Raw genomic sequence first — 23,335 nt, 5'->3', positions numbered from 1 at the left:
GCGTGGGGCCGTCACGGCGCACCACGCACACGTCCGCCGCCGTACACGCGAAGAACCCCTCCGGTTGCCCGGAGGGGTTCTTCGTTCGCTGTGGCTGGGGCCGGGGTCGAACCGGCGACCTATCGCTTTTCAGGCGATCGCTCGTACCAACTGAGCTACCCAGCCGCGATGTTTCACGTGAAACACCAGCGGTCCTGACGGGATTTGAACCCGCGGCCTCCACCTTGACAGGGTGGCGAGCACTCCAAACTGCTCCACAGGACCAAGGATGCGTACGACAGTGTCGCACACGTTCTTGCGTGCCCCCAACGGGATTCGAACCCGTGCTACCGCCTTGAAAGGGCGGCGTCCTAGGCCGCTAGACGATGAGGGCTATCGGCCCGCCTGGGCGCTTCGTCAGCGCGTCGGGGACGTGAGAAGCATATGGGATGGCGGGAGCTATCGCCAAAACGGTTTACGGGCGGCCGGGGGACTCGTCCGTCGACGTGGTCCCGGAGGGTGACGGGGACCGCTCGTCCCCGGGTTCGGCCCCCGGCTGGTTCTCCTTCGGCAGGTGGCGGCTGACCTCGGCCGTCGTCAGGCCCAGCCCGCCGAGTTCGATCTCGTCCCAGGCCTGCAGGCGCCGGGTGTCGCGGTCGAGGTACAGGACCGAGGCCTGGATGGGATCGGGGTACTTGCCCTCCACCGCGCGCAGACCGCTGCCGCCGGTCGAGCCCTCGATACGCAGGCGGGTGCCCCGGTCGAGGACCTCCATCTCCGGGTGGTGCACATGTCCGGCGAGCACGAGCGGGACCTGTCCGTCCGTCTGCCGGGCCGCGTCCGGGTTGTGGGCGACCGCGATGTCCACGGGGCTGCCCGCCGCCCGCTGGGCGCGCAGCGCATCCGCCAGCTGCCGTCCGGCGACCTCCTCCGAGGGCAGGCCCGCCTTGTCGGTCGAGCGGTCCGGGGTGAACTGCGGGTCCCCGATCCCCGCGAAGCGCAGCCCGCCGACGGTCACCGCCCTGCCCTCGTCGAGGACGTGCGTGTTGTCGATGCCCTCCAGATAGCGCTGCGTCTCGCGTGAGTCGTGGTTGCCGCGCACCCAGACGTACGGCGCGCCGAGGTCGGCGATCGGGTCCAGGAACGCGTTCTCGGCGGCGCTGCCGTGGTCCATGGTGTCGCCGGAGTCGACGATGACATTGATCTCGTACTGCTCCACCAGCGAGGCGATGATCTTCCAGCTCGCGGGGTTCAGATGGATGTCGGAGACGTGCAGGACGCGGATGGTCGTGGGGTCCGGCTGGTACGCGGGGAGCGTGGACGTGACGTCGTACAGCTTGGTCACGTTCGTCACCAGGCGGGCCAACTCCTTCTGGTAGATGTCGAATTCCGTGACGATGCTGCGCGCGTTGCCGACCAGGGAGGGCGCGGAGGACAGCAGGCCCGAGAACTTGGGTTCCAGGACGGAGTTGGGGTTCCAGGTGGCGGCGGCCGTACCGCCGGCGCCGGCCAGCAGGGCGAGCGCGAGGCCGCCCGCGGCGAGGGCGCGGCGGGGGCGGCGGAACACGGCGAGGCCGAGCGTGGTGGCCCCGACGACGACGGCGACGCCCGACCGTACGGCCAGGTCGACGGTGCCGTGCTGCACGTCCGAGGCGATCTCCTCCTGCAGCCCGGAGATCCGCTCGGGGTGGTCGACCAGGGCCTGGGCGCGCTCGGGGTCGAGCTGGTCGACGTTCACGTCCAGGCGTACGGGGGCGTTGTGGCTGCGCAGTTCCAGGGCGCCGAGCGGGGAGACGTTGATCTTCGTGCCGCCGGTGAGGGACGGGCGCAGCGTCATCGTCGTGTTCATGGGGCCGACGGGGGTGCGGACGTTCCCGACGATCAGCAGGCCCAGCCAGGCGCCGATCAGTACGACCGCGACCAGGCCCAGTGCGCGTCCCCAGGGGTGGGGGTGGTGGACCAGTTCGAGGGTCGGCTGGGTGCGGCGGGAGCTGTAGCGCCGGGCCAGGGCGCGAGGGGCCCGTGGCATGGCCCGGGAGACGCGGCGCAGAGCGGTCCGCAAGACGGTCCTCATGGCGGTGTCGGGGATGTCGGCGTCGGTGGTGCGGTTGGCGGGGACGGCGGGGACGCGTGCCATTGGTCCCGTATGCCCAGGGGTGAGGACGGATATGCGGGGGGCGAGTTGCGGGGGTCGTGCATGACAATGGCCGTGTGCTGGAGATGACGCGCGAGGAGTTCGAGGAACTGGTCGCCGAAGCGTTGGACCGGATTCCGCCGGAGCTGACGCGGCTGATGGACAACGTGGCGGTGTTCGTGGAGGACGAGCCGCCCGCCGACGATCCCGAGCTGCTCGGGCTGTACGAGGGGACTCCGCTCACGGATCGCGGGGAGTGGTACGCCGGGGTGCTGCCGGACCGGATCACGATCTACCGGGGGCCGACGCTGCGGATGTGCGATTCGCGGGAGGACGTGGTCGCGGAGACCGAGGTGACCGTGGTGCACGAGATCGCGCACCACTTCGGGATCGATGACGCGCGGTTGCACGCGCTCGGGTACGGATAGCCACCGTCGCTCGGTTGCGGTCGATCGGTCGCTTTCGGGGAGGCTTGCCCCCTCGGGGCGCTGCCGGTGGGCGCGTGTCCTCTTGTGGGCGGCGGGAGTTGGGCAGGGGGACTCCTCATTCGCCCCCCTCGGAGGTGGCCGCCGTGCGCGCCTTGAACGTATCCGTCCGTCTGGCCGCCACGGTCCTGGCCGTCGCGGCAGCCGGCGGCTGTATGAGCGTGGGGGACGACGGGCGGAAGCCCGGGCCGTCGCCGTCCGTGGGGCAACCAGGTGGGGAGAAGCCGGACGGGGGCTCCGCGGTGACGGGCGGAGGCGGCACGGGGTACGAGTCCGGGCAGGGCAAGCGCCGTGGCTCCGCCTCGCCCGACCCCTCCGCCGCCGAGTCCGCGTCCGCTTCCGCGTCGGCGTCCGGGACGGCCAAGCCGTCCGGCAAGGCGGCACCGCCCAAGGGGGGCAAGGGCGAGGGGAAGGGGGAGCGGCCGCCGAAGCCCGAGCCGACGCAGGGCGAGCCGACTCCCCCGCCGACGGTGGTGCCGCCCGAGCCGGAGCCGACGAAGCCGGTGGAGCCCCCGCCGTCGCCGGAACCCTCGGCCGAGCCGTCCTCGTCCGCGCACGAACAGGGGGCGCAGCTGATGGAACGGGAGCCGGCGCCCGAGGCGGGCAACGCGGCGTAGGCCTTGGGCGGTCGGGCCGGAGGGGGCGTCCTGGAGAGAGGGGCACCGGTCGGCTTGGACGACGGTGCCGTCCCAGCGGAACGCGGGTGGCGACGCGGTGGGGTGGACGGGCAGGTGGGCACTGGTGGTGTCCGGCCGCGCCGGGCGCTCGCCGCGGTCGCACGAGGCTCCGCGCCGGACTCCGTCGAAGGTGCCGTGTTCCCCTGGTCGCTGCCGGTTCCACGGCATCGCCCCTGCCGCACCTCACGACCTCATGGCGCTCCGCTCGGGACCCTCGGGGTGCCGCCCCCCGGGCGCCCGTGTGACCAACCGCATTCCCTCCCGTGGCTGCGCGTGGTCCTGCCGTGGACCGGGCCGGGGCCCTGCACCGCCATCGCCGCTGAATCTCCCGCGCACACCTGACCTGCGGATATCCGCTCAGTTTGCCTTGGGGGGTGGTGGGTGCGTATGGTGGTAGATCGTTTGATCCCATTTGCCCGGCGCCACCGCAGAGCGCGCCGTGTGGCGCGTACTCTCCCTTGCCGTGGCGGACCGCATAGAGGCGGTCGTGTGCGAATCACGGAGTTGACGGGCGCGTGCCGACGAGACTCCGGAAGGTTTCGCATACGCATGTCCATTTCCAGTACTGATCACGTTGTCGTGCCCGAGAACGGCGAGAACGGCGAGAACGACTCCGTCGAGACGGCGGCCCCCGAGGTCACCTTCGCGGACCTCGGTCTCCCCGAGGGCGTCGTGCGCAAGCTCGCGCAGAACGGCGTGACCACCCCCTTCCCGATCCAGGCCGCGACCATCCCGGACGCCCTGGCCGGCAAGGACATCCTCGGCCGGGGCCGCACCGGCTCCGGCAAGACCCTCTCCTTCGGCCTGCCGACCCTGGCCACGCTGGCCGGCGGTCGCACCGAGAAGCACAAGCCGCGCGCCGTCATCCTCACCCCGACCCGTGAGCTCGCGATGCAGGTCGCGGACGCGCTCCAGCCGTACGGCGACGTCCTCGGCCTGAAGATGAAGGTCGTCTGCGGCGGTACGTCGATGGGCAACCAGATCTACGCCCTGGAGCGCGGCGTCGACGTCCTCGTCGCCACCCCCGGCCGCCTGCGCGACATCATCAACCGCGGTGCCTGCTCGCTGGAGAACGTCCAGATCGCCGTCCTCGACGAGGCCGACCAGATGTCGGACCTGGGCTTCCTGCCCGAGGTCACCGAGCTGCTCGACCAGGTCCCGGCCGGCGGCCAGCGGATGCTGTTCTCCGCGACCATGGAGAACGAGATCTCCACGCTGGTCAAGCGCTACCTGAGCAACCCGGTCACGCACGAGGTCGACAGCGCCCAGGGCAACGTCACGACCATGTCGCACCACATCCTGATCGTGAAGCCCAAGGACAAGGCACCGGTCACCGCCGCGATCGCCTCCCGCAAGGGCCGCACCATCATCTTCGTCCGCACCCAGCTCGGTGCCGACCGTATCGCCGAGCAGCTGTGTGACTCCGGTGTGAAGGCCGACGCGCTGCACGGCGGTATGACGCAGGGCGCGCGTACCCGGGTGCTGGAGGACTTCAAGAAGGGCTACGTCAACGCGCTCGTCGCGACCGACGTCGCCGCCCGAGGCATCCACGTCGACGGCATCGACCTCGTCCTCAACGTGGACCCGGCCGGCGACCACAAGGACTACCTGCACCGCGCCGGCCGTACGGCGCGTGCCGGGCGTACGGGCACGGTCGTGTCCCTCTCGCTGCCGCACCAGCGCCGCCAGATCTTCCGGCTGATGGAGGACGCGGGCGTCGACGCCGGGCGTCACATCATCCAGGGTGGTTCGACGTTCGACCCCGAGGTCGCCGAGATCACGGGCGCCCGGTCGATGACCGAGGTCCAGGCCGAGTCCGCCGGCAACGCCGCGCAGCAGGCCGAGCGTGAAGTCGCTCACCTCACCAAGCAGTTGGAGCGGGCCACGCGCCGCGCGAGCGAGCTGCGCGAGGAGGCCGACCGGCTGACCGCGCGTGCCGCCCGGGAGCGGGGCGAGGACCCGGAGGCCGCTGTCGCGGCCGCGGCCGCCGAGGCCGCGGAGACCGCCGCCGCCGTCGTCGAGGCGGACGGTGCCTCGTCGGTCGAGGCCCCGGCCGCGATCGTCGAGCAGCCCGTGCACGAGCGTCCGGCGTACGAGCGTCCCTCGTACGACCAGCCGCGCCAGCGCCGCGAGGAGCGGGGCAACGGCTACGAGCGTCGTGACCACGACCGCGGCGACCGCGGCGACCGTGGCGGGTTCCGCCGTGACGACCGGCGCGACGGTGAGCGCGGTGGCTTCGACCGCCGTGACGACCGTCGGGACGGCGACCGTGGTGGGCGTTCCTTCGAGCGTCGTGACAACGACCGTGGTGGCTTCCGTCGGGACAACGAGCGTGGTGGCCGTTCCTTCGAGCGTCGGGACGGCGACCGTGGTGGCTTCCGTCGGGACAACGAGCGTGGTGGCCGTTCCTTCGAGCGTCGTGACAACGACCGCGGCGGGTTCCGTCGGGACGACGAGCGCGGTGGGTTCGAGCGTCGTGACGGTGAGCGCGGTGGGCGTTCCTTCGACCGTGACCGCAACGACCGTGGTGGCTTCCGCCGGGACAACGACCGTGGTGGCCGTTCCTTCGAGCGCCGCGACGAGCGCGGCGGGCACCGGGGCAGCGACCGTCCCTTCAACCGCGACCGCCAGAGCGACCGTCCGGGCTTCCGCTCCGGTGGCCACGAGCGCCCGTACGGCCGTCGTGACGACCACCGCGGCAGCGGCAGCGGCACCGGCTCCTCCTTCGGCCGTCGTGACGACAAGCCGCGCTGGAAGCGCAACGGCTGACGGCTGACGACTGACGGCCAACGCCTGACAGCCGACGGCCGACGGACAGGCGTGACGGCTGACGGCCGCCGACACAGGCGCCGCGGCTGACGCCGGCTGACAGAGAGAAGGGCCCGTACGACTTCGGTCGTACGGGCCCTTCGGTTTTCCCTCCCGTCCCCCGCTGGTTTTCGGCCACGGTGTGGCGCATGTCACGTCCCTGGAAAGGGAATTGCTGGGGGCATGACAGATGACGACATAGCCCGTGGGGCAGCCGGGGCTTCGGCCCCGGACTCTGTGTCGGTCTCGGTGTCCGACGAGGAGCGGTTGGCCCAGCTGGGCTACACGCAGGTCCTCGCCCGCCGTATGTCCGCGTTCTCCAACTACGCGGTCTCCTTCACGATCATCTCGGTCCTGTCCGGCTGTATGACCCTCTATCTCTTCGGCATGAACACCGGCGGGCCCGCGGTGATCACCTGGGGCTGGGTCGCGGTCGGTCTGATGACGCTCTTCGTGGGTCTGGCCATGGCCGAGATCTGCTCGGCCTACCCGACCTCCGCCGGCCTGTACTTCTGGGCGCACCGACTGGCGCCGAAGCGCAGCGCGGCGGCCTGGGCGTGGTTCACGGGCTGGTTCAACGTGCTCGGCCAGGTGGCCGTGACCGCCGGCATCGACTTCGGCGCGGCGTCGTTCCTGGCGGCGTACCTGAACCTGGAGTTCGGCTTCGAGGTGACCCCGGGCCGGACGATCCTCCTCTTCGCCGCGATCCTGCTGCTCCACGGTCTGCTGAACACCTTCGGAGTCCGGATCGTCGGTCTGCTGAACAGCGTCAGCGTGTGGTGGCACGTGGTGGGTGTGGTCGTCATCGTCGGAGCGCTCGTCATCGTCCCGGACAGTCATCAGTCGGCGTCCTTCGTGTTCACCGAGTTCGTCAACGAGACGGGCTGGAGCAGCGGGTTGTACGTGGTGCTGCTGGGGCTGCTGATGGCGCAGTACACCTTCACCGGGTACGACGCCTCGGCCCATATGACCGAGGAGACGCACGACGCGTCGACGGCCGGCCCCAAGGGCATCGTCCAGTCCATCTGGACGTCGTGGGTGGCGGGCCTCGTCCTCCTCCTCGGCTTCACCTTCGCCATCCAGTCCTACGACGGGGCGCGCGAGTCGGCGACCGGTGTGCCGCCCGCGCAGATCCTGCTGGACGCGCTCGGCGCGACCGGCGGCAAACTGCTCCTCCTCGTCATCATCGGAGCGCAGCTCTTCTGCGGCATGGCCTCGGTCACCGCCAACAGCCGCATGATCTACGCCTTCTCACGCGACGGGGCGCTCCCGTTCTCGCACGTCTGGCACACGGTCAGCCCCCGCACGCGCACCCCCGTGGCGGCGGTGTGGCTGGCGGCGGGCGGCGCGCTCCTCCTCGGCCTCCCGTACCTGATCAATGTGACGGCGTACGCCGCCGTCACCTCCATCGCGGTGATCGGCCTCTACATCGCGTACGTCATCCCGACCCTGCTGAGGCTGCGCAAGGGCGACGCGTTCGAGCGCGGGCCCTGGCACCTGGGCCGCTGGTCGCGGGTGGTCGGCGTCGTCGCGGTGGTCTGGGTCTTCTTCATCACCGTCCTGTTCATGCTCCCGCAGCTCTCCCCGGTCACCTCCGAGAACTTCAACTACGCCCCGGTCGCCGTGCTCGTGGTGCTGGGCTTCGCGGCGCTGTGGTGGGCGGTCTCCGCTCGCCACTGGTTCCTCAACCCCGAACACGAGCGGAGTCTGGCCCGTGAGGCTGCCCGGAAGACGACGCCGGAGCCGATCGTCGATCCGTGATCCGTGATCCGTGATCCGTGATCCGTGATCCGTGATCCGTGATCCCTGGTCAGTGGTCCCTGGTGAGTGGTCCCTGGTCTGCGGTCCGCAGACCGCAGGCCATCGTGACGTCGTGAGTTCGTGGCCGGGCCCGGCCCCTGCCGTTCGGTCGGTGCGGCGCGCCGCCGTTCCGTGGCGACGGGAGGGGTCCGGCCCGGCCAACTCGCCCGACTTCCGCCGATCTTCCGCCCGTTCTGTTCTGCGGCGGACCTTTTTACGGCCCTCCGACGCGGCCGGGTACCGATACCCGATCGGACTCCCGGCCACGTCCGGCTATGCTCGGGGAGGCAACATCGCCTGGGCCCTTAGCTCAATTGGCAGAGCAGTGGACTTTTAATCCATTGGTTGTGGGTTCGAGTCCCACAGGGCCTACACAAGAGCCCCAGTTCAGAGCGTATCTGGACTGGGGCTCATGGCGTTTTCAGGGGCTCGATGATCGTTAGCTCAGTCGAAGCTCAACCGAGGCGCAGAGATCATGCGCTCGGCATGTACTGCTCGACGAGTTCCTGGATCCGCGCCGCGCGGGACTTCGGCGGCCAGCACCAGCCCATCTCCAGCCGCCACGCCTTCCATTCCTCCGGCGTGAAGTCGAGCTTCTCCCCGTTGCACGGACTGCACGCCGGAGCTAGGTTCTCGCGGTCCGACGTGCCGCCCTGGGCTACGGGGACGATGTGGTCGACCTCCGTGGGGAACGGGTCGCCGCAGTACGCGCAGCAGGCGTCCAGCACTTCGCGGCGGACCTGTGCGGAGATATCGCGTGCGGGGTGCAGGTTCCGGGGCATGCCCCTCACTCTCTCAGCCGCCGCTGACATGGGTCGGCCCCGGCCGGGACGCGCATCACCGGCCGGGGCCTGGAACCGCCCGCCCCCAGGAACTCACGGGGTGCGGGAGCGGGCGGGAGTCGTCGGTGTCAGGCGGTCTGGCGGCGCGCCATCCCCCAGGCGAGGTTGAGGCGTCGGGCTATGTCGCAGTCGCCGTTCGCGCGGCCGTCCGCGTCCACCGTCCGGCATGTCGGGCAGTCCATCCCGTGGTCCAGGATCCGCCGGTAGGCCGTCTCGGGGTCCTCGTCGACGCAGTCGTACACCTCAACCTGCACCGTGCGGCCGGGACCTGAGCCGGTGTCGAGCCAGCGTTCCTCAATTCGGCTCCCGGCCGGGGTCTTGCCGGTGTCCTCGGGGCTGTCCACGGTCACCGCCTCGCCTTCCGGCGTGCCGGGTGGTGGGCGCGGATGAGGACGTTGCAGTCGGAGACCCGCGACCCGTCGTCGGCGGCCCGTGCGGCTGCCCTCTGCTCGGCCAGCTTCGCGCACCGCTCGCAGTCGGCCGGCGGGACCGGATCCTCGCGGGGGAGGGCGAGAAGGGGCGGCGGATCCATCGTGGTCTGCTGGGGCAGGCGGGTGGTAGACATGGCCATGTCGGCGCTCCTCTGCAGCGTTGGCCGCGCCCCGGGAGGCGGACACCTCGCCGGGGTTTTCTCGTGTCTGCCGACGCTAGGAGCGGCTCGCGCGGCATGGCCAGCAATGTGCAGATCTGTCTATGCGGCACTTGGGAGGGGTGACAGCCCTGACGCCCCCTTGACCGGCTCGTCCTGTGGGTCGACCGTGGTGGACATAACTGCACAACGCAGAGACGGAGGTGGCCATGTCGCTACTGTTCATCGGCATCGACCCCAACACCGGGGACAAGCAGAGCCCCACGGTGTGGGTCGACCAGGAGAAGAAGGAACTCGTGCTCCAGGGCTGGAAGCCGGGCACCGAACTCGAAGCAGAGTGCGCCGCGTTCGAGGTGCCCGGCCATGCCGTCGGGATCCCGGAGAACGAGGCAGTGATCCGTATCCCCGCCAGGATGGTGGACATGATCAGGGAGGCGTGCGATGCCGTCGAGCGTGCCGACATTCGATGAGCTGATGGCTGGCTGCCGGTCAGCGGTCCATCTGGAGATGCGCGACGCCTACGCCGTCGACTACGAGGAAGGCCCGTTCGCCCAGTGGCGGGCAGGCTTCCGCCATGATCCGGCCGACCGTGCCTCTTGGTGGCGGCCGTGGCTCGATCTCATAGAGGAGACCACCGGCCGCGGTGCCGTCGTGCGCCGGGCCCGCATCGTGTCCGAACCGGTCAGTGAGTACACCCGCTTCCTGTACGACGGCACGTTCACCAACGTCGCCGCAGGCGAACAAGTCCGCTGGCTGCCCCGCCGCCAGGCCTCCGACCTCGCCCTGCCGGGCAACGACTTCTGGCTGTTCGACGAGCAGTGGGTCCACTGGAACCACTTCGCTGGCGACGGCTCGTGGATCGACGAGGAGATCACCGACAACCCGGCCGCCGCCAAGCTGTGCACCGAAGCCTTCGAGGCAGTCTGGGCGCGAGCCACCCCGCACGACCAGTACGACATCCGCTGACAGAGAAGCATCGGTAGGCCAGTTCATGCCTGTCTCCCCGTCCTCGTCGGCCCAGGCCGCGCGCAAGGTCGTCGCCGCGCGACTGCGCGACCTCCGCAAGAGCGCGGGGCTGACGGTCGTTGAGCTGGCCGGCCGGTGCGGCTGGCGTCACTCCAAGACGTCCCGCATCGAGAACGCGGTCACCGCGCCCTCGGCGAAGGACATCCGGGCGTGGGCCGCCGCCTGCAATGCCGTCGACCAGGCGGAAGACCTCGTCGTCCAGTCTCTTAACGCCGAGTCGATGTACAGCGAGTGGCGCCACCAGGTGCGCCGGGGGATGAAGCAGCTTCAGGACAGCATGGTGCAGTTCTTCCACGACACCGAGCTGTTCCGGATCTACTCCTCGACGATGGTTCCCGGGCTGCTGCAGACCGAGGGCTACGCGGCTGCGCTGCTGAGCAACATCGCCGACTTCCGGGGCATCCCGTTCAATGACGGCGCCTCAGCCGCGGCGGCCCGTGTCGAACGGTCCCGCATCATTCACGAGCGCGGCCACCGGTTCGTGATGGTCATTGAAGAGGCCGTGCTCTACACGCAGCTGGGCGACGGGGACGCGATGGCCGCCCAGCTCGGGCATCTCCTCACCGCTGGGGCGCTGCCGCAGGTGTCGCTGGGCATCATCCCCATGGCGGCGCGGGAGCGGCGGCAGTGGCCCGTGGAGACGTTCCACGTCTACGACGACACCCTCGTATCGGTGGAGTTCCTGTCGGCGGAGGTCAACATCACCCAGCCCTCCGAGATCGCCCAATACCTGAAGGCGTTCGAGCAGCTGCGTGGCATGGCTGTGTACGGGGCCGATGCGCGCGCCCTGATCCTCAGGGCCATCGAGGCGCTGCACTGACCCAGGGCATGACGAAACGCCCCCTGCACAGCCGCTGTGGGCCGTGCAGGGGGCGTTGTCATGGGTCAGCGGGCGGCGATCTCGTACAGCGTCAGACCCAGAGCCGCGAGCGCCGTCACGGCAGCGACAGATGGCAGCGGCCACCGATTCCGCTCCGCTGCGTCGAGCCGGGCCTCGTGATCGTCCAGGCGGCGGTCCGTCTGGTCGCCACGCTGTACCAGCAGAGCCAGCTGCCCCTGCGTCGTCGCGTTCCCCACATCGACCGCGCGCCGGAGCTCGGCCAGCTCCAGCGCGATCGACGTGGATTCCGGCGGCGTCACTCGCGGCCTCCGTCGTCCGTACGAAGCCAGCCCGGGAGCAGTACCTGGACGCCGGGCAGTGCCATGACCCGGGCGAAGCCTCCAGCAACGGCGAGGGACACGGCCACCCAGGGGAGTGCCTCCGGGATGCCGGAGGCGGACACGATCGCAGGCAGCATCACGGCGATGCCGACAGCGGTCTGGAGGACGGTGCGCACGGTGCGCTTGGTCGAGTCCTGCATGAGGGTCAGCCCTTCTTCTCCAGCGCGGCGACGCGCTTCTCCAGATCGGTCAGCCGCTCCTCGGTCGTGGGCGGCTTCGGCGCCGGCGGCGCGGTGCCGGGCGACCAGGAAGCCGGGTGCTTCAGCCGTTCGGCCACGCGCTTCCGGATGTCCGGCATGGACACCCCGGGCCCGAGCGGGTCGACCTTCCCGGGCTGCCACTCCTTGTGGCCGATCACCGAGGTGTCGCCGTTCTTGCCCCAGCCATGCGCCCGGCACAGTGCGGCTGCGGCGCGGACCATGGCCTCGACCTGGGCGGCGGGCCAGGGGTCCTTGCCGTCGCCGAGGTTCTCGCACTCGAAGCCGTAGAAGCGGCTGTTGCCGTCGGTGTTCGCCTCGTTCGCCGCGGGCAGCGCCTTCTCTGCGATGACCGCGGTGAGGACGTCGTCGTCGCCGAGGCCGGCATGGTTGGCGCGGCCGTAGCCGACGAGGTGGATGGCGCCGTTCTTGGCGACGACGCCGTGGCACAGCGGGCCGGGCAGTCCCTGGTAGCCGTTCCAGCAGATGTTCACCGTGTTGGCGGTGCCCTTGGTCACGGTGTGGTGGACCATGACGCCGTGGACGGGGCCCCAGGCGCCGTGTCCTTCCCGGTTGTGGTCCTCCCAGCCGTCGACCTCGACGACCTTCACGCCCTCCGCCTTCAGAGCGGCGAGGAACTTGGCAGCGGACAGAGGTGTGGCCATGAGGCCTCCAGACATGAGAAAGGCCCTGGCCGGATGGCTCAGGGCGGTCAGGGGCGGGGCGGGTCAGGTGGTGTATCCGTGCACCAGGATTCCGCTGCCCGCTCCGAAGGCTCCGGCGGTGAAAGCCCCGCCGGTGACGGTGGGCGGGGTGGTCTGGCCGGTGTCGGTGCCGCCGAATCCCGGTGACACGGACGCGAGGACGTCGGCGAGGGAGCCCTCCGAGACGAGGTTCGGCACGGTCGTCGCCTTGATCATGACGCCGAGGTAGTGCAGGCCGCCGTACGTGGTGGTGTACGAGCTGGCGGCCCCGGCGGTGGCCTGCGCGATCGCCAGCGTCTTCACGGTGTTGGCGGCCCATGCGGCGGTCAGCTGGTCGGCCGTGCGGGCGAGCGCGACGCGGGAGCGGTCGTGGAGGGTGAACCACCAGTTGGTCGGCGTCACCATCGCGGTGCCACCCGACACGAAGCTGATGTTCGAGATGACGGCGCCCTTGGGCAGCCAGATCGGGACCAGGTACAGCGTCCCCGAGGTCGGTGTCGACGTCGTCCCGCACCGCAGGCGGCTGGTCGTCTCGTGCCGCCCTGAGGGGCGCACGAGCAGCTCGACGACGCCGGCCGCGTCGAACGGGCTGGGCTCGTTGCCGGTGGACTGGTCATCGAGCGAGCCGGACGTGCCGGAGTCGGCGAGGTCGTTGCCGTACCGGCGGACGTTGGTACACGTCGACGTGATGGACAGGCCCCAGGCGGCCTCGTTCCCGGAGCCGTACTTGCGCACCCGGTTGCCCGCCACGAGCAGCCCGTCCAGCGAGCTGGAGACGCGCATCCCGTAGTTCCCGGCCGCCGACCTCGACGAGCCCTTGATGAAGTTGTCCAGGACCTGAACGTCCGAGCCGCCGAGCAGGTGGATGCCGTTGGTGCCCGCGTTGCGCATCGTGTTGGAGGCGATCGTCACGCCCTGGCCGGTGTCGCAGGAGACGCCGGATCCGCCGGGCTGGTAGATCCGGTTGCCGGACACGGTGCCGCCGAACACCTGCTCCTGCGAGATCCCGGTACCGCCGGGCTCGCGCACCGTGTTGCCGGACACGGCGTACTGCTCGACGTGGAAGAGGCGGATGCCGTTCTCGCCGCCGCCGACCGTGTCGACGACGTTGCCGTTGATCGTGACGTCGTGGATCCGGCCGGTCTCCTCGCCGTACAGGAGGATGGCGTCGTCGACGCTGCCGGTGTCGCGCAGGGTGTTCCCGACGATGGCCAGGTTCCGCATGACCTGGGAGGCGTTGGTGACGACCCCGGCCAGGTTCGTGCTGTCGGCGGCGTCGGCGCTGATGATGGACCTGGCCCGGATACCGGCGCCGCAGCCCTTCATGGTGTTGCCCTGGATGACGGTGTCGTCCCAGGCGTAGGCGACGACCGGGTACTGAAGCAGGCCCTCGAAGGTGTTGCCGATGATCCGGGTGCGGCGGTGGGCGGTCCCGACGGTCGCGCTGTGGGAGCCAACCCCGCGTGGCCACGCGGTCGTTCCACCGGTGCCGCTGGCGCCGAAGTAGCAGCCGCGGACCTCGATGTCCTCGCACACGGTGTTGTCGTACGGCCCGAACCCGCCGAAGACGCCGGACGATTTCGCCAGGTCGGTCTGAACGGCCTCGGAGAAGTCCCTGCCGCCGGGGTCGACGTAACCGACGAACCGGCAGTTGTCGACGAGGGCGTGCTTCGTGGAGTTCAGCTCGATCGCGTGATAGCCGGAGACGTCCCGGACTTCGAGGTCGCGGATGGTGACGCCCTGGGCGTGCCCGATGGAGATGCACATCGCCGAGCCGGTCAGGCCGGACGTGGTCCCCCTCATGTTCCACAGGCCGCCCTCGATCAGGATGTTTCCGTGGCCGGTGTAGCCGCCGTGGTCCTGGTCGGAGTCGCCGTTCAGGAGCATGGTCCCGGCGTAGTTCCGGCGAAGCTCGGCGCCCGGCATCAGGGTGAGGCGGGTGTTGCGGCGGATTCTGAGGATCTCGCCGATCATGTAGACGCCGGACGGGATGATGACCCAGCCGCCGCCTGCCGCGTTCGCCGCGGTCAGGGCCTGGTTGATGAAGGGGGCGTCGTTGCCGGTGCCGTTGCCGAGCGCTCCGTAGACCTTCGGGTTGAAGATCCTCATGCCGGACAGCTGGAGGTTCTCCGGGGTGAACGTGCCGTCCACGGTCAGGTCGCCCTCGACGTCCAGGCCGTCGACGGTGGCGCCGCCAGTGACGGTCAGCCCGTCCTCGACGCTCAGGCCCGCCTCGAACGTGGTCGGCCCTTGGACGGTGCCGCCGTCCTCCTTGGACAGGGCGTTCGCTGCCGCGCTCGCGGCTTCCTGGGCGAGTTCGCGGGCGGCCTGGTACCAGCGGACCGGGCCGCCGGTCCCGTTGTAGACGTAGTCGATCGCGGTGACGTCGGCCGCCTTGAACGTGCGGATGGCGCCCGGGGTGTCGCTGCCGGTGTCGTTGGTGCGCAGCTCGCTGATGGCGGTCGTGCCGTCCGTCTCGAACAGGGCGGTGACCAGCTCACTGGTTCCCGCCCGGTACACCAGCACCTGATAGTCGGGGACCACGTTGCCCTGAGCGTCGGTCAGGACGTCGGACGGTGTTCCGCCGAAGGTGTAGAGCGGCATGCTCGGTGTCCCTTTCAGTCAGTCCAGTAGGAGCCGTTGATGCCGATCCACGGGACGCCGCCGGCCGTTGGCCCGTCCTGTGACCACCAGGTGAGGTCTCCGGCGACGCCGAGCGTGGACGACGTGCCGACCTCCAGGACCTCGAACTTGCCCACGCCGATGACGACGTCGCCTGCCAGCGAGCATGTGGCGGCGTAGGTGCCGACCTGCTCCTGCGGGATGCACGAGGTGGGGACGGCGCCGATCTTCACGCCGTTGTTCACGATGACCGTGCCGTCGACGCGCTCGATGCGTCCGCGCAGGAACACCTGCTTGCCGATGAGGCGGGCCTGCGGGGTGTAGCCGCCGGACGTCTGGTAGCCGGAGGCGAGCGTGACGTTCTGCCAGTCGGGGAGCGGTTCCCACACGGTGGCCCAGGTGTCGGTGCCGCCGTCGGTCTTGATCCAGGTGGTGCCGTCGTCGGCGACCGCGACGGTGTGCTGCGGTGCCGCCGACAGCGTCGCGGTCCGGTCGGCGAGGTCCTCGACGTGCTGCACCAGGTGCGGGTCGATGGCGGTGGCCAGGTCGGCCAGGGCGCTGACGACGGCGGGTGCGGACGCCCCGGCGGGGACGGGCAGTTGGGCGTATCCGATGGTGGCCAAGACGCTGCTCCTACGCCGAGAAGGTGATGGTGATCCGGCCGCCGGTGACGGCCAGGTAGTCGCGGGAACCGGACGCGTAGATCGCCAGGCCCTTCGCCGCGCCGGAGGCGAGCTGCGAGCGCCAGGAAGCGGGCAGCGTCGCCGTGCCGGTCGCCCCGACGGCCAGGCTCAGCAGCTCCTCCGGCCCGTCGTCCAGGTCCAGTTGCCCGGACGGCGGCGAGGCGTGGTCGTGCAGGTACAGGTGCAGCGGGCGCCGGGCGTTCGCGCCGGTTCCTCGCCTGCGGGTGAACTTGACCTGCATCTTCGCGACGGTCTTGCCCGCGCACGCGTTCTGGATCGCGGAGCCGTAGAACCAGCCGCCCCTGCGGTTGCCGCCGCCGGTCCAGTCGCCCTGGGTGGGTGCGGAGGCGTACTCGTCCGGCCGGCCGTTACGCCACGACCCGGAGTCGTCCGGCGGGATCGTGACCGGCTTCGGCACGGGCACGTCCGGCGTGCCGGGCGAGGGGTCGGCGATCGAGGCGACCTTGAAGTACAGCTCCAGGCGGCCGTCGACCTTGCGGACGTGGACCTCGGTGGCCTGTTGCCAGCCGCTGCCGGCCGGGGCGCCGGTGCCGTAGGTCGCGGCTCGTACGACCTGGACGTCGAGGGAGGCCTGGACGGCGATCTGCTCGGTCGTCGTCTGGTCGGTCTCCGCGGGGTCGGCGCCGAGCCGCCACAGGACCACGGGGACGGCGCCGCGGCGTACGGCCACGATGTCGCCCGCCTTGCGGTTGCGGTAGGCGTCGGTACACGGCACGTCGTACAGGTCCGCGCCCATCATCCGCAGGTGCACGGTGCCTTCGTCGGTGACGTCGGTGACCTCCGCCGAGACGGTCTGAAGGCCTGCGGCGGACGCGGCCTGAAGCCCTGCCAGGTCCTTGCCGAGCTGGTCGCGGATGCCCACTACAGCCTCCGGGTGCTGGTTCGGGTCTGGCAGGTCATCGAGACGCCGCCGAGCGTGTACGGGTTGGAATCGATCAGGTGCCGCTCCCACCGGCCGTCGCTCACCTCGACCTCGACCACGTCGCCCGGCTCCAGGGCCGGGTTGCAGACGGCGGTGAACGACAGCGAGGACTGGACGCCGAGGGAGTCGGCGAGCCTCGCGCGGGCCACGTCGTCGGCCTGAGCCTGGGTGGTCACCAGCGGCGAGGCGTAGCGGCCGGTGCGCACCCGCACGCCGGGAAGTCCCAGGCGCTGCGGGGCGAGCGGGTCGGCCACCGGGTCGGGGCCGGCGTAGGTCAGCGAGGCGGGGTCGTCGTCGAAGGCGTACGCCGGGCCCACCACGCTGCCGCCCGATCCGGAGTCGCCGGTGACCACCCACAGGTTCACCAGGCCCTCGTTGGTCTCCTCCTCGGACGGCTCGGCGGTCGCCAGGGTGCGGGGGATCCGCCAGACGACCGGGTCGGCGAGCGTGGGCATCGGCGCGAAGGTGACGATGCCGGTGGCGTCCGCGTACACCTCGGCACCCAGCGACGCGGCGATGCCGGTGGACACCCCGGCCGAGTCCGTCCCCCCGGACACGGCAGCCCACCGGTCCTCGTCCACCACGAACGCGGGCAGTGCGGTGGACCCCTTCACCCCGGACCGCCAGGCGATCGGCGCCGAGGGGAGCGCCTCCCACACGAGCGTGCGCGCGCACGCCTGCGCCGTGTCCGGGCCGACCGTACGGGCCATCGGCAGCGAGGCGCCGCGGATGACGTCCTCGCGGCCGAGCAGCTCCAGCGCGACGCCGAGCCGGGTCTGCTTGAGCCGGTCGATGACGTACCAGCCCGCCGGGATCCACTCGATGTCCCGGCGCGGCACCCCGATGCCCTGGAACAGCCGGACCTCGGTGGTGATGCTGTTGATGCCCGCGCGGCCCCGGGGCGGGGCGAGGAGTTCCACGGACGCGGAGTAGCGGCACTCCGAGGTCCGGTCGGGGGTGACGCCGCCTGAGCCGAACTGGGCCTCGGTCCACGTGCGTCCGCCGTCGTTGGACCACTCGGCGCGCACGGGGCGGCGGGTGGCCTGCCCGAGCGCGGCGAGCGCGGCCGGGCTGATGGGCAGCATCAGCCCACCGCCCCGTTCGTGGCCAGCGCGGCATACGAGGTGTACGCCGCTTCCACGGTGTCGTAGCTGGCGAACGCGGCGGCCAGCGCGTCGTAGGACCACTCGGGGGTGACCATCGGCTGGTCGGCGGTGTCGGGTCGTTCGATGGGGACGATGTCGAAGGTGACCGTGTAGCCGCCGGTCGACCCGAGCTTGCCGGTCGGCTTCTCCGAGACGTCCGCCGGGACGAAGAACCGGTCGGGGATCTGGTAGCCGGGCCGCACCTGGGCGAGCAGCACACCGGAGCGGACGAGCGTGCGGAACTGCACGATGTCCTCGGCCAGCACGTCCACGGATACGGTCTCCGCCGGGGCTGCGGCGGTGTCGTAGGCGACGGCCGTGTAGGGGCTGCCCGAGCGGGAGGCGGTCTCCTGCCGGGCCGCGCTGGTGGTGCCCTGCGCGGTCCCGTACATCACCCGCATCGACAGGCCCGGGTCCTCCAGCGACTTCAGCCACAGGTCCCTGCTGTGCCCCGGGCTGGGGGCCGGAACGACGACGGCCAGGGACGTCTCCGGGCCCCATGTGCCGTCGGCGTACAGCGGGCGGGCGGTGTAGGCCACGGCCACGCCGAGCGGGGATTCGTGGTCGTACGCGGTGCCGGTGCCTTCGATCGCCCAGGCCAGGTTGCCCGAGCGGACCGGCACCGGCCCGGCGGCGCCCGGGTCCTGGCGGGTGATGAGCGCCTTGCGGACGTCGGCGGCCTCGGCGAGGGGGGTGTCCCCGGCCATGTAGTCGACCGCCAGGTAGACGCCCGCCCACACCGGGTCCACGACGGCCGTCAGCCAGCCCTCGGGACTGGTGACGGTCTCCGGCGCCGTGATCGGTGGCGCCGACGGATCCACGATCATCGGCATGCGCTCATCCCTTCTTCCCGGCGCGCTTCGTACGGCGCACGTCGTCCAGGGCGCCGTCCACCCGGTCGTCCACGTAGGCCCGCAGCACCGTGCCGTCCTCGACGACCAGGTACAGCGGGCGCCCGTCCAGCCCTGTGGCCGGCTGTCCGGCCGCGCCGGTGGAGGTGACCGGGACGATGCCGGATGGCACCGCGCTGGCGGCCATGCGTTCGGCGGCGGAGACGACCGCCGGCCCGGAGGCGGCCATCCCGGCGACCAGGCCCGCCCCGAGGTCGGCGCCCGCCTGCTCGCCCTTGCGGGACGGGGAGTGGGCGTCGATGCCCTTCTTTGAGCGGATCGCCTTCACGGCGGCGGCGCCGAGCTTGGCCATCGCGGCCTGGATCTCCGCCTCCTGCTTCAGCAGCCCGGTCAGGAACCCCTTGGCCGCCGAGTCCCCGGCGTCGTACATGCTGTCGGCCATGGTGCGGCCGTAGCTGGTCGACAGCTTCGCCCCGCTCTTGGCGAGGGCGTTGAACTGCTTGATCTCACCGGCGGACGCGCCGGAGATCAGCCCGGCGAGCTGACTGTCCGGGCCCATCGCGACCAGCTGGCTGATCAGTTCCTGGTTCAGGCCCTTCTTCGACAGCAGCTTGATCCGCGCCTCGTTCGAGGCCACCGTCGACTGCCGTGCCCGCATCCCGTCCAGGACCTCCCGGATGCTGCCCGCCTCGCCGAAGTTCGACAGCCCCATGAAGTCGGCGGCGGTCTTCTTCTGGTCGGCGGCAGCTGACCGGGCGGCCTCCAGCCTGCTGTCGACGGCGTCGCGCTGGCGGGCCATGGCCTGGAGCTTGGCCGAGGCCTTCGTCACCGAGGCGGCCAGCGCCTTGCCGCTGCCCCCGGTGGCCTTCAGGTCCTTCGCTAGTTCCTTGGCCGCCTTGGAGATGTCGGACGCCGAACCGGTCAGGGACTTGGTGAAGTTCGTCAGGTCGCCGGGCAGGTCCTTGCGGGCCTTCGTACGGGCCGACGCGGTGCCCTTGGCGAACCCCCGCGCCCCGATGCCCTCCCACATCCGCATGGAGTCACGGTGGTTGAAGACCTCCGCGCTCCCGCTGCCGAACCTGACCAGCTCCGGGCCGCGCTCGCCGACCCAGGCGACTTCACCAGGGCGGGGCTTGCCGCCGTCGGCGTAGCCCTTGGCCGCGAACCCGTACCGGTGGGTGAACAGGCCGTCCTTGTACGAGCGGGCCCGCGAGCCGACGATCACGCCGTCCCCGCCCCTGCTCTCCACGTTGACGCCGTTGATCGTGCCCGCCGTGTGACCGACCCCGCTGTTCGTGATGCCGATCATGAACGGTGAGCGCTTGTTCAGGACCCAGCCCGGCGCGGCCGTGGCCCCGGAGAAGCTGCCGGTGGCCCAACGGCGGTGCGGCTTCTGCCCCCGGATCACGCTCTCGATGGCGCTCATGAACCCCGAGCAGTCCCAGCTCGGATCCCCGTTGCCGCCCCACTGGTACGGCTTGCCGTTCTGCGTGCGCGCCCAGGACAGGGCCGCCTTGTACCCCTTCCCGCCGATGCCGGCGGACTCCAGCTTGCCGTCGGCCTTCGCGGAGTAGCCCACGATCTCCTTGATCATGCGCTTCGGGATGCCGGTGATCATGTCCCGGTACAGCGACGGCGAGCCGCTGATCTTCTCGATGAGCGGCTTCACCACGGCGTTCAGTCCCGCCTCGGCGGAGGCCTTCACCCCGTCCTTCAGCCACGCCACACCGGACTCGGCGAGGTCGGTGCCCTTGTCCCAGGCCTTGCCGACCCAGCCGAAGATGCCGCCCTCGGCGAACCCCTGCCCCTGGAACGGGCGCAGCGACTTGCCGTGCATGGCGGCCTGGTTGACGGCGAGCAGACGACTGCGCTCGTACGGGTCGCGCATCGCCTCCGAGACGGCGATGCCCTCGCCGCGCCGCAGCGGCACCAGCTGGTCGTCGCCCTGCCGGTACGAGGACATGCCGGGCAGGATGCCGCCGCGGGCGAATCCCTCGGGGTGGAACTCCTTCAGCTGCGGGGCGCCGAAGGCCTTGGCGACCTTGTTCCAGGTGCCGACGATCCCCTTGTTGTAGACGGTGTTGATCACGAAGCTGATCGGCTTCTTCGCGAGCTGGCCGACCTTCCCGAACTGCTTGCCGATGGTGTCCTTGGCGTCGGTGAACGCCTGCCCGAAGGCCTTCGCGGCGGCCTTCGCGGCGTCGACCGGGGGCTTGATGCCCTTGTCGTAGAGCCACTTGGCCACCGACGCGATGCCCCGGAACGCGGGCAGCAGCGCCTTCTGCCACAGCCAGTTCGCCCCGTCGCCGACCGCCTTGAAACCGGTCTTGACCAGGCCGAAGTAGAGCTTCACCCCGGTCCACCACAGGCGGAATCCGCCCACGATCAGATCGAGGACGGGCGAGATCGCGACGTCCCACAGCCACACCGCGCCCGCGCCGACGGCCCGGAAACCGGCGCCGACCAGGGAGAAGTACAGTTTCACCCCGGTCCACCAGAGACGGAATCCGCCGACGATCCAGCCGATCACCGGGGAGATGGCCTTCTGCCACAGCCAGACCGCGACCGCGCCGAGCGTGTAGAAGATCACGCCCACGGCCGTGAAATAAATCTTCGCGGCCGTCCACCACCACTGGAAGGCCTTCACCACGAAGCCCACGACGGGCTTGAGGACGACGTTCCACAGCCACAGGGCCGCGACCGAGACCGCCCGGAAAGCGGCCTGGACGATGTTGCGGAACGTCTCGGACTTCTTGTAGGCGACGACGAGCGCGACGCCCAGGGCGACCAGGGCGATGGCCACCAGGACGAACGGGTTGAGCGCCATCACGCTGTTGAGCAGCGCCTGCGCGGCCGTGAATCCGCCGGTGACCGTGGTGCCGATCAGGATCGCCGCGCGGTAGACGGAGAACACCGCGGTGACGAAACCAGTGGCGATGGCCTGAGCGTTCAGGGCGATGGTCAGGCCGCCGACCAGGACGATCACCGGCAGCAGCCAGGCGCCCCACTTGTTGATCCACTGGCCGGTCGTCTCCAGGGCGTCGCCCGCCCAGCCGACGCCGTCGATCAGGCCGTTGATGCCCGGCATGACGACCGCGTTGACGACCCGGCCGAACGTGTCGGTGAAGCGCCGCTTCAGCACCTCGATGCGGGTGGCGGTGTTGCCCCGGATCGTCTTGCCCAGCTTCGCGGCCGACCCGGCCGCCTTGTCCATCCCGGACGATGCCGCAGCGGAGGCGGGGTCCATGGCGAACAGGGCGTCGCCCATCACGGTGCCCGGGTCACCGAACAGCGCGGTGGCGGCGGTCAGCTTGGTGGTCTGGTCCTCGGTGCCGCGCAGCGCGTCGAGGGTCTGCTGTAGGGCGCTGGTCGCCGACGAGCCGCCCTTGCCGATCAGGTCGGCCATGTGCCCGGCGTCCAGGCCGATGGACTTGAAGGCGTCCTTCACCCCGGACTCTGAGGCCAGCGCCAGCTCGCCGAACTGGCCGATGGCGTCGGCGACCTGGTCGCTGTCGCGGGCGCCGCCCTTGATGGCCTGGTCGATCAGTCCGATGGCCATCTTCCCGTCGAGCCCGACCCGCCGGAACTGGGTCGAGTACTCGTTCATGGTGTCCAGCAGGTCGTCGGCCTTGTTCGCCGACGACTGGAAGCCCTTGGTGAGGATGTCCAGGGCCTGGCCGCCGTCCTTGGCCATCCCGGTGCGGATCATCTGGGCGGCGGCGTTGGCGGTGCGCCCCACCTCCTGGTCGAAGGTCTTCGCGAGGTCGGTGGCCTTCACGGTCAGCGACTCGATGGCCTTGCCGGTGGCCTTCTCCGGGATGAGGCCGGAGCCCATCACCTGCCGCACGGACTCGGCGCCCTCCTCGAAGGTGTCGACGACGGCCTTCGAGTACAGCGACCCGGCGAGCTTCCCGGCCCGCTCGGCGCCCTTGCCGGACATGCCGAGCTGGGCGGCGAGGCGGTCGGCGGTCTTCTCCTTCTCCAGCTGCTTGACCGCGGACGCGGCGATCGCGGCCCCCAGCAGGGCGCCGGCCGCCATGCCCCCGGTCTTCAGCTTCTCCTTCATCCCGCCGACCATCTCGTCACCGCCGGCCTCACCGGCGGCGCGGGAGGCCTGCGCGACGGGCTCGCCGATCTCCCGCGCCAGCTGCCTGCCGAAGCCGGACATGTTCGGCAGGACGTCGACCCACACAGCACCAGCGCGGGGCATGGACTCACCCCTTCTCTGCGTACTGGGGGGTCACCTGAGCGACGATCCGCAGGTAGCCGGAGCGTGCCTCGGTGGCCTCCCTGCGGTCCTTGCTCTTCCGCTTCTTGACGGCGGACTTCGGCTCCGGCCGCCAGACGGCTTCCGGGTACGGCTGCGGCGGGGACTTCTCCGCCCGGTTGGCGTTGCGGAAGTCGGTCACCAGCTGGCCCATCAGGTCGACCACGTCGGCCATCCGGAAGTCGCCGTACTGCAACGCGTGACCGGCCGCCGCGCGGGCCAGGGCGCCGTTGGGAGGCAGGCCCTCGACCAGGACGCGCAGCTTGCGCAGGCTGATCTCTCCGCGCCAGTACTCCGCCACCGGGTCACGGGGCGCGTAGTGGTGGCAGAGGTCGGCCTCGACGGCCTCGGGGTAGTGCCCG

Annotated in this window: 21 protein-coding genes and 4 tRNA genes; 8 read left to right on the top strand and 17 right to left on the bottom strand. The window is 70.7% G+C overall.

Annotated features, from left to right (window positions below):
* Nucleotides 1–91 precede the first annotated feature (91 nt).
* The 4 genes from GWK25_RS41105 to GWK25_RS41090 all read right to left on the bottom strand — a co-directional run bounded on the left by GWK25_RS41105 (nucleotide 92) and on the right by GWK25_RS41090 (nucleotide 2,116).
* Nucleotides 92–165, bottom strand: a tRNA-Phe gene (locus GWK25_RS41105).
* Nucleotides 166–189: 24 nt separating this feature from the next.
* Nucleotides 190–264 (bottom strand) — tRNA-Asp (locus tag GWK25_RS41100).
* Nucleotides 265–300: 36 nt separating this feature from the next.
* Nucleotides 301–373, bottom strand: a tRNA-Glu gene (locus GWK25_RS41095).
* A gap of 81 nt (nucleotides 374–454) precedes the next feature.
* Entirely contained in the window at nucleotides 455–2,116 is a 1,662-nt protein-coding gene (locus tag GWK25_RS41090; protein WP_374105843.1) for a metallophosphoesterase, read from the bottom strand.
* A 74-nt stretch (nucleotides 2,117–2,190) separates the two neighbouring features.
* On the opposite strand from GWK25_RS41090, the gene GWK25_RS41085 reads away from it, so the two are divergent.
* The 5 genes from GWK25_RS41085 (at nucleotide 2,191) to GWK25_RS41065 (ending at nucleotide 8,255) form a co-directional block, all read left to right on the top strand.
* Complete coding sequence (locus GWK25_RS41085) at nucleotides 2,191–2,541, top strand: metallopeptidase family protein (RefSeq protein WP_041819691.1); 351 nt, start codon at nucleotides 2,191–2,193, stop codon at nucleotides 2,539–2,541.
* Nucleotides 2,542–2,684: 143 nt separating this feature from the next.
* A complete protein-coding gene (locus tag GWK25_RS41080; RefSeq protein ID WP_215456699.1) occupies nucleotides 2,685–3,215 on the top strand; it encodes a hypothetical protein in 531 nt (176 codons plus the stop codon).
* Between the two features lie 609 nt (nucleotides 3,216–3,824).
* Nucleotides 3,825–6,044, top strand: a complete 2,220-nt coding sequence (locus tag GWK25_RS41075) for a DEAD/DEAH box helicase (protein WP_215456698.1) — start codon at nucleotides 3,825–3,827, stop codon at nucleotides 6,042–6,044.
* Nucleotides 6,045–6,266: 222 nt separating this feature from the next.
* Nucleotides 6,267–7,844, top strand: a complete 1,578-nt coding sequence (locus GWK25_RS41070; RefSeq protein ID WP_251829263.1) for an amino acid permease — start codon at nucleotides 6,267–6,269, stop codon at nucleotides 7,842–7,844.
* A 338-nt stretch (nucleotides 7,845–8,182) separates the two neighbouring features.
* Nucleotides 8,183–8,255 (top strand) — tRNA-Lys (locus tag GWK25_RS41065).
* Between the two features lie 101 nt (nucleotides 8,256–8,356).
* Here GWK25_RS41065 and GWK25_RS41060 read toward each other — a convergent pair.
* The 3 genes from GWK25_RS41060 to GWK25_RS41050 form a co-directional block, all read right to left on the bottom strand.
* Nucleotides 8,357–8,665, bottom strand: a complete 309-nt coding sequence (locus tag GWK25_RS41060) for an HNH endonuclease (RefSeq protein ID WP_060881692.1) — start codon at nucleotides 8,663–8,665, stop codon at nucleotides 8,357–8,359.
* 128 nt (nucleotides 8,666–8,793) lie between these two features.
* Nucleotides 8,794–9,075, bottom strand: a complete 282-nt coding sequence (locus GWK25_RS41055; RefSeq protein WP_215456697.1) for a hypothetical protein — start codon at nucleotides 9,073–9,075, stop codon at nucleotides 8,794–8,796.
* Complete coding sequence (locus GWK25_RS41050; protein WP_215456695.1) at nucleotides 9,072–9,296, bottom strand: hypothetical protein; 225 nt, start codon at nucleotides 9,294–9,296, stop codon at nucleotides 9,072–9,074. The genes GWK25_RS41055 and GWK25_RS41050 overlap by 4 nt, the downstream gene beginning before the upstream one ends.
* A 227-nt stretch (nucleotides 9,297–9,523) precedes the next feature.
* On the opposite strand from GWK25_RS41050, the gene GWK25_RS41045 reads away from it, so the two are divergent.
* Genes GWK25_RS41045 through GWK25_RS41035 form a run of 3 tightly spaced genes read left to right on the top strand, consistent with a single transcriptional unit; the run spans nucleotide 9,524 to nucleotide 11,160 of the window.
* Nucleotides 9,524–9,784, top strand: a complete 261-nt coding sequence (locus GWK25_RS41045) for a hypothetical protein (RefSeq protein ID WP_215456694.1) — start codon at nucleotides 9,524–9,526, stop codon at nucleotides 9,782–9,784.
* Nucleotides 9,756–10,280, top strand: a complete 525-nt coding sequence (locus tag GWK25_RS41040; protein WP_215456693.1) for a DUF6879 family protein — start codon at nucleotides 9,756–9,758, stop codon at nucleotides 10,278–10,280. Before GWK25_RS41045 ends, GWK25_RS41040 begins: the two co-directional genes overlap by 29 nt.
* Nucleotides 10,281–10,305: 25 nt before the next feature.
* Complete coding sequence (locus tag GWK25_RS41035; protein WP_215456692.1) at nucleotides 10,306–11,160, top strand: helix-turn-helix transcriptional regulator; 855 nt, start codon at nucleotides 10,306–10,308, stop codon at nucleotides 11,158–11,160.
* Between the two features lie 65 nt (nucleotides 11,161–11,225).
* Here GWK25_RS41035 and GWK25_RS41030 read toward each other — a convergent pair whose 3' ends face one another.
* The 10 genes from GWK25_RS41030 to GWK25_RS40985 all read right to left on the bottom strand — a co-directional run bounded on the left by GWK25_RS41030 (nucleotide 11,226) and on the right by GWK25_RS40985 (nucleotide 23,274).
* Nucleotides 11,226–11,480: a hypothetical protein gene (locus GWK25_RS41030; protein ID WP_215456691.1), complete on the bottom strand. Its 255-nt coding sequence runs from the start codon at nucleotides 11,478–11,480 to the stop codon at nucleotides 11,226–11,228.
* The gene (locus GWK25_RS41025) at nucleotides 11,477–11,701 is read right to left on the bottom strand and encodes a hypothetical protein (RefSeq protein ID WP_215456690.1); all 225 of its coding nucleotides are present in this window, start codon (nucleotides 11,699–11,701) and stop codon (nucleotides 11,477–11,479) included. The genes GWK25_RS41030 and GWK25_RS41025 overlap by 4 nt, the downstream gene beginning before the upstream one ends.
* A gap of 5 nt (nucleotides 11,702–11,706) precedes the next feature.
* The gene (locus tag GWK25_RS41020; RefSeq protein ID WP_215456688.1) at nucleotides 11,707–12,423 is read right to left on the bottom strand and encodes an N-acetylmuramoyl-L-alanine amidase; all 717 of its coding nucleotides are present in this window, start codon (nucleotides 12,421–12,423) and stop codon (nucleotides 11,707–11,709) included.
* Between the two features lie 63 nt (nucleotides 12,424–12,486).
* Nucleotides 12,487–15,066, bottom strand: a complete 2,580-nt coding sequence (locus GWK25_RS41015) for a right-handed parallel beta-helix repeat-containing protein (protein WP_215456686.1) — start codon at nucleotides 15,064–15,066, stop codon at nucleotides 12,487–12,489.
* 14 nt (nucleotides 15,067–15,080) lie between these two features.
* Nucleotides 15,081–15,707, bottom strand: a complete 627-nt coding sequence (locus GWK25_RS41010; protein WP_215456684.1) for a hypothetical protein — start codon at nucleotides 15,705–15,707, stop codon at nucleotides 15,081–15,083.
* A 10-nt stretch (nucleotides 15,708–15,717) separates the two neighbouring features.
* Nucleotides 15,718–16,650 (bottom strand): hypothetical protein, encoded by a 933-nt coding sequence (locus GWK25_RS41005; protein WP_215456683.1) that lies wholly within the window; start codon nucleotides 16,648–16,650, stop codon nucleotides 15,718–15,720.
* Nucleotides 16,650–17,795, bottom strand: a complete 1,146-nt coding sequence (locus GWK25_RS41000) for a phage tail protein (protein ID WP_215456682.1) — start codon at nucleotides 17,793–17,795, stop codon at nucleotides 16,650–16,652. Before GWK25_RS41000 ends, GWK25_RS41005 begins: the two co-directional genes overlap by 1 nt.
* On the bottom strand, nucleotides 17,795–18,688 hold the full coding sequence (locus tag GWK25_RS40995; protein ID WP_215456681.1) for a hypothetical protein: 894 nt from the start codon (nucleotides 18,686–18,688) through the stop codon (nucleotides 17,795–17,797). Before GWK25_RS40995 ends, GWK25_RS41000 begins: the two co-directional genes overlap by 1 nt.
* A gap of 4 nt (nucleotides 18,689–18,692) precedes the next feature.
* The gene (locus tag GWK25_RS40990) at nucleotides 18,693–22,916 is read right to left on the bottom strand and encodes a phage tail tape measure protein (protein WP_251829262.1); all 4,224 of its coding nucleotides are present in this window, start codon (nucleotides 22,914–22,916) and stop codon (nucleotides 18,693–18,695) included.
* Nucleotides 22,917–22,920: 4 nt separating this feature from the next.
* Complete coding sequence (locus GWK25_RS40985; protein WP_215456680.1) at nucleotides 22,921–23,274, bottom strand: hypothetical protein; 354 nt, start codon at nucleotides 23,272–23,274, stop codon at nucleotides 22,921–22,923.
* Between the last annotated feature and the right edge of the window lie 61 nt (nucleotides 23,275–23,335).

The sequence above is a fragment of the Streptomyces sp. ATCC 21386 genome (assembly GCF_018728545.1).
In the GTDB taxonomy this organism is placed as follows: domain Bacteria; phylum Actinomycetota; class Actinomycetes; order Streptomycetales; family Streptomycetaceae; genus Streptomyces.
Note: the sequence above shows the minus strand (reverse complement) of the source record. Positions and strands in the feature narration are given on the sequence as shown.